This window comes from Neobacillus sp. SRL179 (genome assembly GCF_984799095.1).
This window is the reverse complement of sequence record NZ_OZ481792.1, coordinates 1,547,265-1,562,789: the sequence shown is the minus strand read 5'-3', so window position 1 is coordinate 1,562,789 and position 15,525 is coordinate 1,547,265. Positions and strand designations below refer to the sequence as shown.

At 38.5% G+C, this 15,525-nt stretch carries 14 protein-coding genes; 1 reads left to right on the top strand and 13 read right to left on the bottom strand.

Translation table 11 applies throughout. The features are described 5' to 3' along the window. From AC4E8C_RS07780 to AC4E8C_RS07720, 13 genes are all read right to left on the bottom strand, one after another. On the bottom strand, window positions 1–438 hold the full coding sequence (locus AC4E8C_RS07780) for a hypothetical protein (protein ID WP_490211546.1): 438 nt from the start codon (window positions 436–438) through the stop codon (window positions 1–3). A gap of 2 nt (window positions 439–440) precedes the next feature. After that, window positions 441–1,904, bottom strand: a complete 1,464-nt coding sequence (locus tag AC4E8C_RS07775) for a UDP-N-acetylmuramoyl-L-alanyl-D-glutamate--2,6-diaminopimelate ligase (protein WP_490211545.1) — start codon at window positions 1,902–1,904, stop codon at window positions 441–443. A 181-nt stretch (window positions 1,905–2,085) separates the two neighbouring features. After that, a complete protein-coding gene (locus AC4E8C_RS07770) occupies window positions 2,086–4,005 on the bottom strand; it encodes a stage V sporulation protein D (protein WP_490211544.1) in 1,920 nt (639 codons plus the stop codon). Window positions 4,006–4,130: 125 nt separating this feature from the next. Then, window positions 4,131–6,377 carry a penicillin-binding protein gene (locus AC4E8C_RS07765; protein ID WP_490211543.1) on the bottom strand — a complete coding sequence of 749 codons (2,247 nt, stop codon included), beginning with the start codon at window positions 6,375–6,377 and terminating at the stop codon, window positions 4,131–4,133. After that, complete coding sequence (gene ftsL / locus AC4E8C_RS07760; protein ID WP_490211542.1) at window positions 6,374–6,733, bottom strand: cell division protein FtsL; 360 nt, start codon at window positions 6,731–6,733, stop codon at window positions 6,374–6,376. Before ftsL ends, AC4E8C_RS07765 begins: the two co-directional genes overlap by 4 nt. A 79-nt stretch (window positions 6,734–6,812) precedes the next feature. After that, a complete protein-coding gene (gene rsmH / locus AC4E8C_RS07755) occupies window positions 6,813–7,745 on the bottom strand; it encodes a 16S rRNA (cytosine(1402)-N(4))-methyltransferase RsmH (protein ID WP_490211541.1) in 933 nt (310 codons plus the stop codon). Window positions 7,746–7,808: 63 nt separating this feature from the next. Continuing rightward, window positions 7,809–8,240, bottom strand: coding sequence for a division/cell wall cluster transcriptional repressor MraZ (mraZ, locus tag AC4E8C_RS07750; RefSeq protein WP_490211540.1), 432 nt, complete (start codon window positions 8,238–8,240; stop codon window positions 7,809–7,811). A gap of 155 nt (window positions 8,241–8,395) precedes the next feature. Then, window positions 8,396–10,030: a bacillithiol biosynthesis cysteine-adding enzyme BshC gene (bshC, locus tag AC4E8C_RS07745; RefSeq protein WP_490211539.1), complete on the bottom strand. Its 1,635-nt coding sequence runs from the start codon at window positions 10,028–10,030 to the stop codon at window positions 8,396–8,398. An 87-nt stretch (window positions 10,031–10,117) separates the two neighbouring features. Next, the gene (locus tag AC4E8C_RS07740; RefSeq protein ID WP_490211538.1) at window positions 10,118–10,513 is read right to left on the bottom strand and encodes a DUF3397 domain-containing protein; all 396 of its coding nucleotides are present in this window, start codon (window positions 10,511–10,513) and stop codon (window positions 10,118–10,120) included. Next, entirely contained in the window at window positions 10,510–11,406 is an 897-nt protein-coding gene (locus AC4E8C_RS07735) for a 2-dehydropantoate 2-reductase (protein WP_490211537.1), read from the bottom strand. The genes AC4E8C_RS07740 and AC4E8C_RS07735 overlap by 4 nt, the downstream gene beginning before the upstream one ends. A gap of 173 nt (window positions 11,407–11,579) precedes the next feature. Further along, window positions 11,580–13,121: an acyl-CoA carboxylase subunit beta gene (locus AC4E8C_RS07730; protein WP_490211536.1), complete on the bottom strand. Its 1,542-nt coding sequence runs from the start codon at window positions 13,119–13,121 to the stop codon at window positions 11,580–11,582. A 22-nt stretch (window positions 13,122–13,143) separates the two neighbouring features. Beyond that, the gene (locus AC4E8C_RS07725) at window positions 13,144–13,356 is read right to left on the bottom strand and encodes a biotin/lipoyl-containing protein (RefSeq protein ID WP_490211535.1); all 213 of its coding nucleotides are present in this window, start codon (window positions 13,354–13,356) and stop codon (window positions 13,144–13,146) included. 22 nt (window positions 13,357–13,378) lie between these two features. Next, window positions 13,379–14,719, bottom strand: coding sequence for an acetyl-CoA carboxylase biotin carboxylase subunit (locus tag AC4E8C_RS07720; protein ID WP_490211534.1), 1,341 nt, complete (start codon window positions 14,717–14,719; stop codon window positions 13,379–13,381). Between the two features lie 227 nt (window positions 14,720–14,946). On the opposite strand from AC4E8C_RS07720, the gene AC4E8C_RS07715 reads away from it, so the two are divergent. After that, window positions 14,947–15,420 carry an N-acetyltransferase gene (locus tag AC4E8C_RS07715; protein WP_490211533.1) on the top strand — a complete coding sequence of 158 codons (474 nt, stop codon included), beginning with the start codon at window positions 14,947–14,949 and terminating at the stop codon, window positions 15,418–15,420. Window positions 15,421–15,525 lie beyond the last annotated feature (105 nt).

The following is a 15,525-nucleotide window of genomic DNA, read 5'->3' as shown; positions in this document are numbered from 1 at the left end:
TTATTCCCCCCCCTCTTTTTTAGTGTTGAGCTGATCTACTAGACCAGCTATATCATATGATTGATTTTTTTTATTAAGAAGTTTCTTATTTGTCAATTTAAAGTTTGTTATCTTCATGTGTCTATTCGTTTCTCCATCTAATTTTTCTTTATATTTTGTTGTTATGTCTTTGAGTGCTTCCGCTAAATCATCTGTAAAGAAAATAGGGAAATGACTGGGTTTATAATGCGGAATCATCTTTTCCTTATCCCAAATGGCTGCAATCGCTCCATTCGCGATTGCTTCAAGCAGTTCCCCAGATTCCTCCTGTATAGGAATAAATAGCCCCTTTGGCTGAACGGCATCGGCACGATCTGCGACCGTATAAAACACCATCTCATCCTGAATTCCTTGCTTATCTTGAAACATTCTTGATAGATCCTTTAAAGCTAAAAACATATCTATCTCCCCTTAATTGCGTCCCTAGCCACAAGCCGGTCATCAAAATCATAAACAACATTTCCAATGATTTGATACGTTTCATGACCTTTTCCGGCAATTAAAATGACATCCCCAGCTGAAGCCTGTTGGACTGCATCATAAATAGCCTCTTTTCGATCTGCAATAACCTGATAAGTTTTCCCTTGGACACCCGATTCCATTTCCCTTAATATTTCTAAAGGATCTTCACTTCTTGGGTTATCCGAGGTAAGAATCGGATCCGATGCATATTTGCAGGCAATCTGAGCCATCAGCGGGCGTTTCGTTCTATCCCTGTCTCCACCGCAGCCCACTATAACAAACACTCTTTTTTCCGCAAAGTGTTTAATAGTTTTTAGAACATTTTCTAAACTATCTGGCGTGTGGGCGTAATCAACAATGACAGTAAAATCTTGGCCCTCATTAACAAGTTCAAATCTTCCTGCAACCCCTTCAATACTCTCAATGGACCGGATAATATCGTTTATTTCCATCCCTGAGACGAATGCAGCCGTGATACTTGCCAACACATTATAAACACTGAATTTACCTATTAACTGCATATTTATTGGATAATTAACACCATCATCGATTACCAGATTAAAAGTTGTACCCTTGGGGGTCATTTGAATATTTTCGGCCATGATATCAGCCTTTTGGTCAATACCGTATGTAACGACATGGGCCGCGGTAGAACGGCTATACATCTCAGAGGCAGGATCATCTGCATTTAATACTGCAAATTTAGGTTTTTCTTTATCAAAGGTATTACCTAACTGAGAAAATAATAAGCCTTTCGCTCGTTTATATTCTTCCATCGTTTTATGGTAATCCAGATGGTCTTGTGTTAGATTCGTGAAAACAGCAACATCATAATCACAACCATGCACCCTTCCTAAGTCTAGGGCATGTGAAGAGACCTCCATGACAGCCAAATCGACACCCGCATCGACCATTTGTTTAAAGGTTTTTTGAAGGGTCAGACTTTCTGGGGTTGTGTTTTTGGTTTCAATTGTTTTGTCAGCTATTTTTGTATACATTGTGCCAATCAGGCCCGTTCTTTTTCCTGCATCAGCAAAAATTTTTTCTATTAGATGACTAGTGGTTGTTTTTCCGTTCGTACCTGTAATCCCAATCAGTTTAAGATTTTTCGTTGGCTGCTCATAAAAGGCATCCGCGAGCACTGCCATTGCTCTTGTTGTATCATTTACAATAATCACAGGCACATTTATATTTAACGGACGTTCAGCCAATATGGCTGCTGCACCATTTTTAACCGCCGATTCTGCATAGTCGTGACCATCCACAGTGTAGCCTTTAATACAAATAAATAAGCTCCCGTTTTGCACCTTCCGGTTATCATTCTCAATTGAAGTAATCTCCGGATTTTCTACCTTATAAGGATGGAGCGGTTGCAAATACTCAAGTAGCTCGTGTAGCTTCATTTCTCTCAAATCCTCTCATTACCGTTCATGTCTGATTTACTATTATTCACTTTATATGATCTTCTTACGAAAGTTCCATCTTATTTTACATTAAAACATTTCATTTTACCATTTAGTTATGCGGCTTAATAAAAATTTAGGCGGCGGAATACATTCCGGCCGCCCATCCATACTTTTAATCTTATTCACCCTTACCAAAGTAAAGTCTTATTTTCGATCCTTCTTTAACCTTTGTACCTGGTTCAGGAGATTGTCTTACCACAACATCCCCTTCGCCACTTGGATCAATCGTTAAATTAATAAGCTGCTCCTGTAATTCTGATTTTGTCATTCCAACAAAATCCGGTAATTTTAGCAGTGGTGTATCAGGCCACTTGATTTTTTTCTCGATTTGATCTTTTCGTGGTTCTATCCCCATTGCACTTAGCCCATCCTTCATTATATTACCAACGATTGGTGCACTAACGGTACCCCCAAACGCTGTCACTCCCTTAGGGTTATCAACCGCTACATAAACAACAATTTGCGGATCATCAGCCGGAGCAAATCCCATAAAGGATACTATAAAGTTATTTTCTAGATATCTCCCATTTTGCGCTTTTTGGGCAGTACCTGTTTTACCGCCGACACGGTATCCTTCCACAAAAGCCTTACCGCCAGTCCCTTGTGCCACAACACTTTCCAGTGCATGCCGGATTTCTTTTGAGGTTTCCTCTGTAATCACTCGGCGTTTTTCTACAGGGGAATTTCTCATTACCACTTCTTTCGTAACAGGGTCAATTAATTCTTTTGCAATGAATGGCTTATACAGGATCCCGCCATTGATAGCTGCGGAAACTGCTGTCACCTGTTGAATGGGGGTAACAGATACCCCCTGGCCAAAGGCGGTTGTTGCTTGTTCAACAGGGCCAACCCTTGCTAAATTAAACAATATACCTGTCCCTTCACCTTGTAAATCTATTCCAGTCTTTTGACCAAAACCAAAATCCTTAATATATTTAAAAAGTTTCTCTTTCCCTAATCGTTCTCCTAACTCGACAAATCCTGGGTTACACGAGTTTTGCACAACCTCTAAAAATGATTGATCCCCATGACCGCCCCGCTTCCAGCATTTTAACCTTGCTCCTGCTACCTGGACAGACCCTGAATCATGGAAATGTTCCTTTTCAAGATTCACTTTTCCTTCATTCAACGCAGCCGCTAATGTAATAATTTTAAAGGTTGATCCAGGTTCATAGGTAGACCAAACTGGAAGGTTTCGATTATATACTTCTTGGGGGACATTTTGGAAATTGGATGGATCAAAAGTTGGTCGGCTTGACATGGCTAAAATTTCCCCGTTATTTGGGTTCATGGCGACCGCGACAATTCCGTCGGGATTATATTTCGCTTCCGCTATATCAAGCTCCCGTTCTACAATTTTCTGTATTTTCGAGTCAATAGTCAGTTTTAAATCAAGACCGTTTACGGGATGCTCATAATCATCCGCCATATCGTTCATTCTTTCTCCCTTGGCATTAGCATAGAATTTAACCGCTCCCCGCTCGCCACTTAGCTCCTTATCATAATATTGCTCTAGTCCCATTAACCCTTGATTATCGACACCCGTAAAGCCTAATACATGGGAGAGATAACTGCCATTTGGATAATGCCGCTTTGAATCCTCACCAATATAGACTCCTTCAAGACCAAGGGCTCTGATTTCTTTTGCCTTTTCATGTGATATTTTTCTGCCTTCTTTTATTCTTACAGACGATGCACTTTTAGTAATTTCGCGATAAGCCTTATCTTTAGGCATGTCCAACACAGTTGCTAATTTTTCAGCCGTGGTGGCAGGGTCTTTTATCTGTCTTGGAATGACATAAACTGTGGGGGCACTAATATTGGTTGCTAACGGTATGCCATTACGGTCTACAATTTGACCACGTTCCGGTTCAAACGGAATGTTCCTGCTCCAAGACCCTTTTGCACGATCGGTCAGCATATCCCCAAGGACAAATTGGACATAACCCAGACGAACATCAATAATTAAGAAGGTCAGGATTCCAACGAATAGTGCAATCATTAGCCGTTTTCGGACAGTTACATTAGAAACACGCATACAATGAACGAACCTCCTTTTTCCACTTTTGATTATCGTTCATTTATATGCTTGTACTTTTTCAAATAGAACGTTCGAATAAGGTAGTATATACTGAAAAAATCCCGCTTCATAGCGGGATTTTTTTAATCTTGCACTAGTACTTCTGTATCGTCTTTCGTTCCTGCAGCCTCTTCCTCTTTTGCCTTTTTTTCATTATCCCACTGTTCCTCAGGGGTTTTAAGTTCAACAATTAAGAAATCCCCCTTTTTTAGCAGGGTACCCGATTTAAGATTTTGATTAGTGACAAAGCCTTTACCTTTAGAACTAAGTTTTAACTCAGCAATATTGGCAACTTTCAATACATCTCTGAGTGACCAGCCCGTTAAATCAGGTGCAGTTAAATCACCCTCTGTTTTTAAGATAACTTTTTCTCCCTCTAGAATAGTCGTCCCAGGTTTTGGCAGCATATCTACCACTTTTGCCCCTTGGCCAAGCACAACTGTTTCAAAGCCTTTTTCTTTCAACTCGGCCTTAGTTGCTTCAACTGAATGACCCTTATAATTTTTCAATTTATTTACTTCAGCCGTTTCTAGTTTAGCCGGTTGAATATTTAAATAATGTAAGCTATTTTTCATAACAGGATTAAAAACAGCCGATACCGGAATTGCTCCTTGACCCGCTTCCATCCCTTCTAATTCGGGCTGCTGAACGGCTACATAAACAATTAGTCTTGGATCATCCTTTGGAGCCATCCCTAAAAATGAAAACATATAATTGTTAACTCCTGATAAATATCTTCCATTTGGCCCTGGGATATTAGCTGTACCTGTTTTTCCCGCTACATTGTAACCTTCTATGGCATAACGGCCCCCAGTCCCTTTGGGTGAGGTAACAACCGTTTCCAGGATATCACGAACCTTTTTAGCCGTTTCTGTAGATACAGGGGTGGAAACAACCTCCGGTGATACCTTCTCAATCGTTTCTTTCGTATCATGATTGACAATTTTTTCAATGACATGAGGCTTCATCATTTTCCCATCATTCGCAATAGCAGTAGCCGCCTGTATTTGTTGAATCGGTGTAATAGCAGTCCCTTGACCATAGGCAGTCGTAAGTTTTTCGATTGGATAAGTAAATTGAATTTTACCAGATGTTTCATCTGGCAGTTCAATCCCTGTGGGTTTGTCGAAGCCAAATTTGGTTAGATATTCTCTAAATTTATCAAAACCTAACTTTTCATTGGCAATTCTAGCAAAAGCTGTATTTGAAGACCGTTGAACCCCTTCAAGATAGGTGATTGGCCCCCATCCAGACCCATTATGATCGTGAATAACTTGTGATTTGTCAGTCACTCTGTAGGAACCAGACTGATAGACTTCGTTTGGATTAAATACTTTTTCTTGTACAGCAGCTGCCAGGGTAAAGATCTTCATCGTTGATCCTGGTTCAAATGATGTTTCAATTGCTTCATTATGCCAGCTGTTATCAATTCCTTCTTTGGTCTTCGGATGGAATGATGGGCGCTGACCCATCGCTAAAATTTCCCCCGTTTTCGGATCTGCGACAATAGCAATAATTTTTTTCGGTTTGTATTCCTTCACTACATTGTCCATCGCGTCCTCTAAAAAGGTTTGGATTTTTTGATCGATAGTTAAATAGATGTCATTTCCATTCTTTGCCGGGGTGATTTTTTGCTTTTCATCTGGCAGAATATATCCCCATAAATCGCTATCATAATTGATCGTGCCGTTACTTCCTGTTAATTCCTTGTTAAATGTTTTTTCAATCCCCATTTTCCCCACAGACTTATAGGTTCCGTGATTTTGTTCTATTCGATCTGCATAACCTACTAAATGGGAGGCGAATACCCCATTTGGATAGAATCGTTTAGAATCCCGAGAAAATGTAATTCCAGGGAGCTTGAGGCCTTCTATCTTTTTCTTGGTAGCATAGGTTATATCTTTCCCGTCCTTACCAAACTCCACTTGGAATTTATCATTTTTAATCCCATTCGCTAAAATTCTATAAATCTCTGATTCATCCATATTAATATACTTAGCGAGTTCCGTTGCTGTTTTATGGGGATCCTTCACATGATTTGGTTTTTTCGGGTCTGTTGTCATCTTTTTATCCAAAATCGCTACTAAAGTATAGGCTGCTGTATCCTCCGCCACCACTTCACCATTTCGATCATAGATGACTCCTCGGGAAGCTTGTAAAATTCCCTCCTTGTTATATTTCTGCTGAGCTTTCGCAGCAAGAGGCTGTCCACTGACTTCTCCAGTAATTTGAATGGAAAAATACCTAAATAGCAAAACAAAAAAGAGCAAGCCAAATCCAACAAATAATAAGGCTGCTCCTGCATTCATATATGGCTGTTTCTTATTCATCTTTCCTGCACAACCTTGACGTTATTTTCATCTTTTATTAAACCTAACTTCTTTGCCTTTTCAAAAATCCGATCGTACGAACTTAATTCACTCACTTCAACTTGCAAGTCACCATTAACTTTTTGCTGTTCATCAATCTTTTCTTGCACCGTTTGAATATCCTTATTTACTTCGTAAATTTTCGATTGGTTTGAAATGAGATGGATTGCCCCAAAACATACCACTCCTGCAAATACCACACCAATGATTTTTTCCCCCGGAGTAAGCCAGGATTTTTTTATTTTTAATTGACTCTTGTTTTTTACTGACTGCTCTGCTTGCTGCTGTTCTAAATACTTCCTGGCAAGATTACCCAAACGTTTCCCCTCCAGATTTTAATAATTATAGTTGCTATTCCAACACCGATATAGATATGTTGAAACCGTTGATGAATATTTATATTTTTTCTGCAATACGAAGTTTGGCAGACCGTGCCCGGTTGTTTTGCTCGAGTTCTTCTTCAGAAGGCAGAATGGGTTTACGAGAGACAAGCCTTAAAATCGGTTTATACTCATCAGGAATAATGGGTAAACCCGGAGGCAGCTGTGGAATCTCACTAGCCTTTTTAAAAGTCGCCTTACAAATCCTGTCCTCTAGGGAGTGAAAGGTAATGACACTTATTCTCCCCTGTGAATTTAATAAATTAATCGCTTGGTTTAGAGATTTTTCAAACACCGCTAATTCATCGTTAACAGCAATTCTAACAGCTTGAAAAATCCGCTTCGCCGGATGACCGCCCTTTCTTCTAGCAGGTGCAGGGATTCCTTCCTTAATCAATTCAACCAATTCAAATGTGGTTTCAATCGGTTTAATCGCTCTCGCGGCCTCAATCTTTCTAGCAATTTGTTTAGAAAATTTCTCTTCACCATAACGGAAAAAGATGCGAACTAAATCTTCATAGGCCCAATGATTAATGACATCATAGGCAGATATGTCAGCTTCATTGTCCATCCTCATATCCAGCGGGGCATCATGATGGTAACTAAAGCCTCTTTCTGGTGTATCCAATTGCGGGGAAGAAACGCCAAGGTCATAAAGAATTCCGTCAACCTTATCAATCCCTCGATTTTCAAGTTCTTCTTGCAAATATAGAAAATTACTCTTTATTATTTCTAAGCGATCTCCATATTGGGCTAGCTTCTCTCTAGCATTAGCAATTGCTGTTTCATCTTGGTCAAATGCAAATAGTTTCCCACTCATTCCTAATTTTGAAAGGATGAGCGAACTATGACCAGCACCTCCCAAGGTACAATCCACATAAATGCCATCCGGTTTAATATTTAATCCCTCAACAGCTTCATTTAATAACACAGTTGTATGTTCAAACATTTACGTAACCTTCCTTTTCCAATCGAACCTATAATAAGAAAATATATTAATATAACTTTCCCATTATATATCAAAGCCAATCATATTTTCCGCAATTTCCGTAAAAGATTCTTCGGACTGTGTAAAATAGTCTTCCCAAATCTGTTTACTCCAAATTTCAATTCGATTGGAAACCCCTAAAATGACACATTCTTTTTCTAATTTTGCATATTGCAATAATGGTGTGGGAATATTTATTCTTCCTTGTTTATCAAGTTCACTCTCTGTCGCTCCTGAAAAGAAGAATCGTGTAAAAGCTCGGGCATCCTTTTTTGTCAGAGGTAAGCCTTTTAATTTTTCTTCAATTAGCCCCCACTCTGAAACAGGGTAACCAAACAAACATTGATCCAATCCGCGCGTAATGATAAACATATCACCAAGTTCATCACGGAATTTGGAGGGCACAATTAAACGGCCTTTACTATCAATGCTGTGATGGTATTCACCCATGAACATACCCATTACCCCCACTTTCTATTAAAAATGTACCACATTCCCCCACTTTCCTCCACTTATTTTTTAACTATTCTCCTTATTTTCTTAAAAATCCTTTTTTCCTTATGAATATTTTTGAAAAATAAAAAAACTCCACAACGGAGGTGGAGTTTTTTCTAAAGCTTTATTACCTTATGATAGCCATCAAATTCAAACGTCAGGGTCATAATGTCAGTAATAAAATTTAACCCAAATTGGTTTAAATAGTAAAATATATTCCAGACTCGTTCTTGCGGTGAGCCATCTGGCCGTAAAGCAAGATCAATTCGGGCATATCTATTCAGTTGAACATCATGTTTCAACTTTACTGAATCTTCTAGTTTTGCTTGCATAAAGTTTATCTCTTTTACGATATAACTTTCATTTTTCTTTAGCATTGGCAGTAGACCTTTATTAAGTTGTTCCGTTTTAGCTTCAATTAATTCGTATTGTTTTACCAGTTGCTCAATCGTCCTTGAAAACAATTGCTCTATTTCTTTATCTTTAATTTCTGATAAGAATTTTTCTTTCTGTTTCTCGGTACCATGGCTTAAAACATCGGCTAACATTAATTTTAAATCAACTATGTCTGTTTCCACTGATCGATCTAAGAATGTTATGTTTAAGCGTGGTACAATGGGCGGCATTTTAATATCAAAATGCTCAAAAACAAGTTTTAGTTCTGCCCAATAGGCTATTTCACCAGGACCCGCAATGAAAGCAATTGTTGGAAAGAGCCATTCCTGCATGAGTGGCCGAGTTACCACATTATTGCTTAAATAGGCAGGATAACGATCAGCTAACTCCACTAATTCTTCTTTTGTGAATGTTTTAGTACCACTTTTCCCCACGAAGTGATCCATTTCATGGTCAAATTCAAGTAAGATTCGCTCATTATGTCTTTGATCATAATAAAATAGGTTTGCTGCCTTCTCACTTGCCTCTATTGTGGCGGGGAAGCCTTTTTTCTCAATTTGCTTTTGTTGCGCTAATAATGAAAAGGTAATCGCTTTATAATGTTCAATTTGTTTTTTTAAAAATTCCTTTTGGATTTGACGAAACTCACGGTTTCCTGAATCAACAATTAAAAGCCCATAATCCTTGAAGAGTTCCATTATAATGTTAGCAAAGAAATCAACAAAGGTTATTGACTTTGATAGCTGAATCTTCGCAAATTCTAAAAGATTGTTTGTATGTTCGGTCTCCCCAAAATTCTCAATAATATTTTCAACCCAAGTTAGACATGTGTCCTTGTTAAGTGTTATGTCGGACACCATTTTCTTTTGATGGACCTTTTCCGGATAAGTCCATTTATCCACCTTTTCCTTTACTGGTACAAATACATGATTGACTTCTTGGAAATCATGATCTTCCCCCGCTATCCAAAAAACAGGAACGACCGGAACCCCAAGCTGTCTTTCTTTTTGTTCTGCCAATTTTATTATGGAAATGACTTTATGTATGGAATAAAGTGGTCCTGTCAAAATACCTGCCTGTTGGCCGCCAATGACAACAACGCTATTATTTGCTTTTAATTTAGCTAACGACTTCTCTACGGCCTCTGAGGATGGAAAGCGCTCCATAAAGCCCTCAATATGTGCAGCAACCTCCATACGGGGAAACGTTCTGTTGTTTAGTTCAACGATTCTCTTCTTATCCTCGTTTAAATTATTGAAACGATAATGAAAAAAAGGTTGAATTTCCGCAGATTGTTCCAAATAATTCGATGCAAACCGATTGGTTGCTGGTAAAGAGAGATTTAAAATCTCCATTGATGTACTTCCTTTCTGATCACCCAGATTCATTCTTTTACGAGTATACCATTCCTCACCCCAATTACAGAAAACTTTTGCTTCAAATTAGGATGAAAAAGTAAAGGTTATCGCACGTGACACGAAACCATAGATGGTTAAAGTTATATAAGCAAGAAAAAATAAAAGAAAATTAAACCGCCAAAATCCCTTCAACACCTTTTTCACGATGATTTCTTCTTTTACTTTCCAATGTACAATGACAAACACCATTGCACTAAATATCATTACAAGTATTATTAACCAAAAAAAAGATTTTCCCCATATAGTTATAATTAAAAAATGCACAGAAATGATAAATAAGATGGTCGTATAATCCAATGATTTCCGGACGGATTTCTGTGTATTTCTTGTAATAAAATGAAGGATTAAGAATAGGAAGATAGATCCCAAAAACGGCATGGTAAAGAAAAAGGTTAAAATATTGGAAAGAATCATACTCATATAGTCTCTGCCCCCTCTAGTTCCTTTCCCTTTACTAAATGATAAAGAATCTCTATTTGAGGCGCGTGTATTTCCTGTTTATTTGCTTCTGTCAATAGATACCCTAAAATTCCATCTATTTCTGTCAGCCTGTTTGATTCAAGATCTTTTAGCATGGATGAACGATTATTTGCCGTTTTTTTACAAATGTCGATCACTATTTGCAAATTTTTCTGCGATGATTCTATATGTAATATAGTCAAAATTTCAGTAAAGAGATTTTGGATCACATGATAATAGAATGGATTATCAATCAACGCACCATTTTTCACTTGAAGAATGGCCGTTAATGGATTTATAACCGCATTGACAATTAATTTATTAACCAGCATATCAGAGTAGTCCTGTTGATAGACAATGGGGAACATCTCAGATCCCGCTTGCGTAAATGTTTGTAACATAAGTGGGTCGCCTTGGAAAACAGCCACATTCATGACTCCTACGCCATTATGCCGTACCGTAACAGCATTCTCCTTAAGGGCACCATGTTCTACAGAACCAACATATAGATTATCTGCCATTCTCCCATTTAGCAAGGGTAGATGACCCATTCCATTTTGAATAAATAAGAGGTTGTTAGAAGCATATTCATTTAGTATCTCAATAATAGAAGGGAGCTGGTATTGTTTAACAGCAATTATAGTTAATTCTTCCATTCCTTTGTATGAAGTAATCGGCAAAGCTTTCACCTTTGATATGTCCTTATCTGAGCCCTTTTTCAGCACGATACCATGTTTAGTAATTAATGCCGCCTGTTCCTTTGTTCTAGTATAAAGGACTACCTCAAAAGCCTTGCTAATATAACTAGCAAACAATAAACCAATCGAACCAGCACCGATGATTCCTACCCTCATAATAAACCCCTCTTTTTATCATTTATCTGAAAAGTTACATCCATTACTATCACCACATAAAACGGGCACATATACCTTCTAATATTTTATCAGATGATGTTACTGGTTTGTATGTATGTTCATAAAAAAACCTTTTCGGAGTTCTCTCGAAAAGGTTTGAATCGTAATAGATTTTAAACTGGATAAACGGGATGCTTTCTATCACTGAATACTAATTGTTTTGTCTCATAGTAGGCAAATCGTTGAATAAGGACGTTTCTTAACTCCGAAGGCGCAACAACTTCATCCACAATCAGTTCTGAGGCGAGTCTGTAAATGTCGATATGCTCTTTATACTCCTTTTGCTTGGCTTGGACAAAGGCGATTCTCTCTTTTGGATCTGAAATTTCGTTAATTTTATTTGAATACACAGCATTTACTGCTGCCTCCGGACCCATGACTGCAATTTGGGCAGTCGGTAAAGCAATGCAGCAATCTGGTTCAAATGCCGGACCTGCCATCGCATAAAGACCAGCACCGTAAGCCTTTCTAACGATGACGGAAATTTTCGGTACAGTAGCAGAGCTCATAGCCGCGATTAATTTAGCTCCATGGCGGATGATTCCAGCTCGCTCTACTTTGGTACCAATCATAAACCCTGGAACATCCGCTAGGAATAATAAGGGAATATGAAAGGCGTCGCAGAGTTGAATGAATTTTGCGGCTTTATCTGCAGAATCAACAAATAATACCCCGCCTTTTACCTTAGGCTGATTGGCAATAATTCCAACCGCTCTTCCATCCATTCTAGCTAATCCCGTTATAACTTCAGATGCAAATAGCTTCTTTATTTCATAAAAACTACCATTGTCCACAAGTCGTTCAATACATTCAAGCATATCAAACGGTGCATTTTGATTAGCCGGAATAATCGCCTCAAGGTCCCGACCTTCTTTTGCAGCCACCCCTGCAGTCATCTTTGTTTTTTCTTTAAAACTGGCCGGAAAGTAACTAATATAGGTTTTTGCTGATTCAATTGCTTCTTCTTCGCTATAAACCAGGACATCCCCGCAGCCGCTTACTGTACAATGCATATGAGCTCCGCCCATTTCTTCAAGCGAAACCTTCTCGCCGATTACCTTTTCCGCCATCCTCGGTGAACCAAGGTACATGGAGGCATTTTGATCGACCATAATGACTAAATCACAAAAGGCTGGAATGTAGGCCCCGCCAGCTGCAGATGGCCCAAATAGTATACAAACCTGTGGAATCATTCCCGACAGTTTTACTTGATTATGAAAGATTTTCCCCGCACCACGACGATTGGGAAACATGTCCAGCTGATCAGTGATTCTCGCACCAGCAGAGTCAACAAGATAGAACAATGGTACTTTTAACTTTTCCGCTACCTCTTGGATTCGAATTATTTTTTCAACAGTCCGTGCTCCCCAAGAACCAGCCTTTACGGTCGAATCATTTGCCATGACACAAACTGTCTGCCCATTAATTTTTCCAATTGCTGTTATGACACCATCCGCCGGGAGGTCACCAGCATGAAAATTAGCAAATTTTCCATCCTCTTCATATTCCCCTTCATCAAATAATAATGACAAACGCTCACGAACAAATAACTTGTTTTGTTCTTTTGCTTTATCATGATATTTATGAAGACCACCAGCTTCAATCTGTTTTCTATTTTCATTTAATTGGTCATTTAACGTATGAATAGTTGCCATTTTATTCCCCCATCTAATCTTGTTATTCGAGAATAATCATTACGTCGTCTTCGTTGACGAAATCCCCAGCCCTTACCTTTACTTCCCGTACAACTCCTTCTACTCCACTTTCGATTGGAATTTCCATTTTCATTGATTCTAACATGACAACTTCCTGTCCTGGGTTCACCTGGTCTCCTGTTGATACGAAAACATTTAAAACTGTACCTGCCATGGATGCTGTGATTTCTTTCATTTCCATGCAACTCCTTATTTCTTTATTTTTTATTCAAGTCATTGATAAAGCTTGTTGTATATGTTCCATTTAGAAAGTTTTCATGATCTAGGATGGTTAAGAATAGTGGTACATTCGTTTTAATCCCGACAATTTTCATATCCCGAAAAAGTTTTTTCGCCTTGATTAGGGCTTCTTGTCGAGATTCTCCATACGTGATACATTTTGCAATCATCGGATCGTAATATGGTGTCACAGTCCCGCCTTCCACATATCCAGAATCTATTCTTAGGCCTTCTTCTTTCAAATTCCAATTCAGGGTAGTAATTTTTCCTGGTGATGGTAAGAAACGGATGGGATCTTCTGCATAAAGCCGGAATTCAATAGAGTTGCCTGTTGCTTTTATTTCTGGTTGTTTTAAGGGCAGTCTTTCTCCTCGGGCAACAAGAATTTGCCATTTGACTAAATCAAGACCTGTAATGTATTCGGTCACTGGATGCTCTACTTGTAAGCGTGTATTCATTTCAAGAAAATAAAAATTTTCATTTTCATCTACAATAAATTCTATCGTTCCTGCATTTGTATAATGAACGGCACGGGCCGCTTTAATAGCTGTTTCGAACATCTTCTTACGTGTTGTGTCTGAAAGATAGGGGGATGGGGTTTCCTCAATGACCTTTTGATGCCTTCTTTGAATCGAACAATCCCGCTCAAACATGTGTACGATGTTACCAAACTCATCCCCAAACACCTGCACCTCAATGTGCCTGCTTTCTGGAATATATTTTTCAATAAAAACAATATTGGACCCGAAATAAGCCATCGCTCTTGTTCTAGTTGAATCAAACGATTTAATGAGCGATTGTTCATTTTCACACAGAACCATGCCAATCCCGCCGCCGCCGCCACTAGCTTTTAACATGACAGGGTACCCAAGAGTATCTGCCAGATTACAGGCCTCTTCAATGCTATCTATACCAAGGCTGCTTCCAGGCACTACTGGGACACCGGCCTTTTCCATTGTTTGGCGTGAAACAACTTTATCCCCCATTAATTCAATTGTTTCAGGCTTGGGTCCGATAAAATGAATCCCTTCTTTAATGGCCTGTTTAGCAAAATCTGCATTTTCAGATAGAAATCCGTATCCTGGATGAATACCATCTACTTTTTCGGATTTTGCTATTTCTAAAATTCTATCAATCTGCAAATAGGATTGATTAACAGGCGGTTCTCCCACACGAACTGCCTTGGTTGCCGCTTTTACAAACGGCATTTCTTTGTCGGCATCAGAATAAATGGCAATGGTCTCGATACCCATTTCCTGACAGGTCTTTATTATTCGAAGGGCGATTTCTCCACGATTGGCAATTAAAATTTTTTGCACACATTTCCCCCTTTCTGCTTTACCTTTATAGTTTTTCTCCATTATCATCCAAATTTCCTGCAAAATTTGAAAACGCTTTCTACAGTTAGATTAAGAACTTTTTGTATTTTTGTTATATAATGAAATTAGTCCATTTTGAATAATGTGAAAATTAATTCATACTATATTATTCAAGACTAATTAAATATATACAAGATTGTTATTTTATCATTTCTAGGAGGTAAACTATGGTGGCAACAGTGGAAAAACTCAAGATAAATTTTAAAACACTAGAAGAGTTTAAAAAATTTAAAGAATACGGAATTCAAGAGTTATCGATGCTCGAAGACCTTGAAGCAAACATTGTTGAAGATGATAGTGAGTCGCCGTTTTACGGGATCTATTTTGGAGACAAACTAGTAGCACGGATGAGCTTATATCAAATTGATGCTAAATTTGACCGCTATTTCTATCCACTACAAAACTATTTAGAATTATGGAAGCTTGAAGTATTACCAGATTATCAAGGAAAAGGATTTGGTAATGCTCTTGTGGAATTTGCAAAGAGCTTCGGTCTTCCAATTAAGACAAACCCTAGAGTACAATCAAGTGGTTTTTGGGCAAAGATGGGATTTATCAATGTAGAATACGATATGGAACGTGATCGCGGAGAAAACCCATTGGTCTGGTACCCAGAGGGTGTAGAAGCACAACATCAATAAAGTGAAAAAAGCGGACAAAGTAAAGTCCGCTTTTTTCATTTTAAGAATTTATTAGTTTTTCCCGTGAGAATTGTCTAGCTCCAGCGCCCTAGCGGCTAGTGTCCT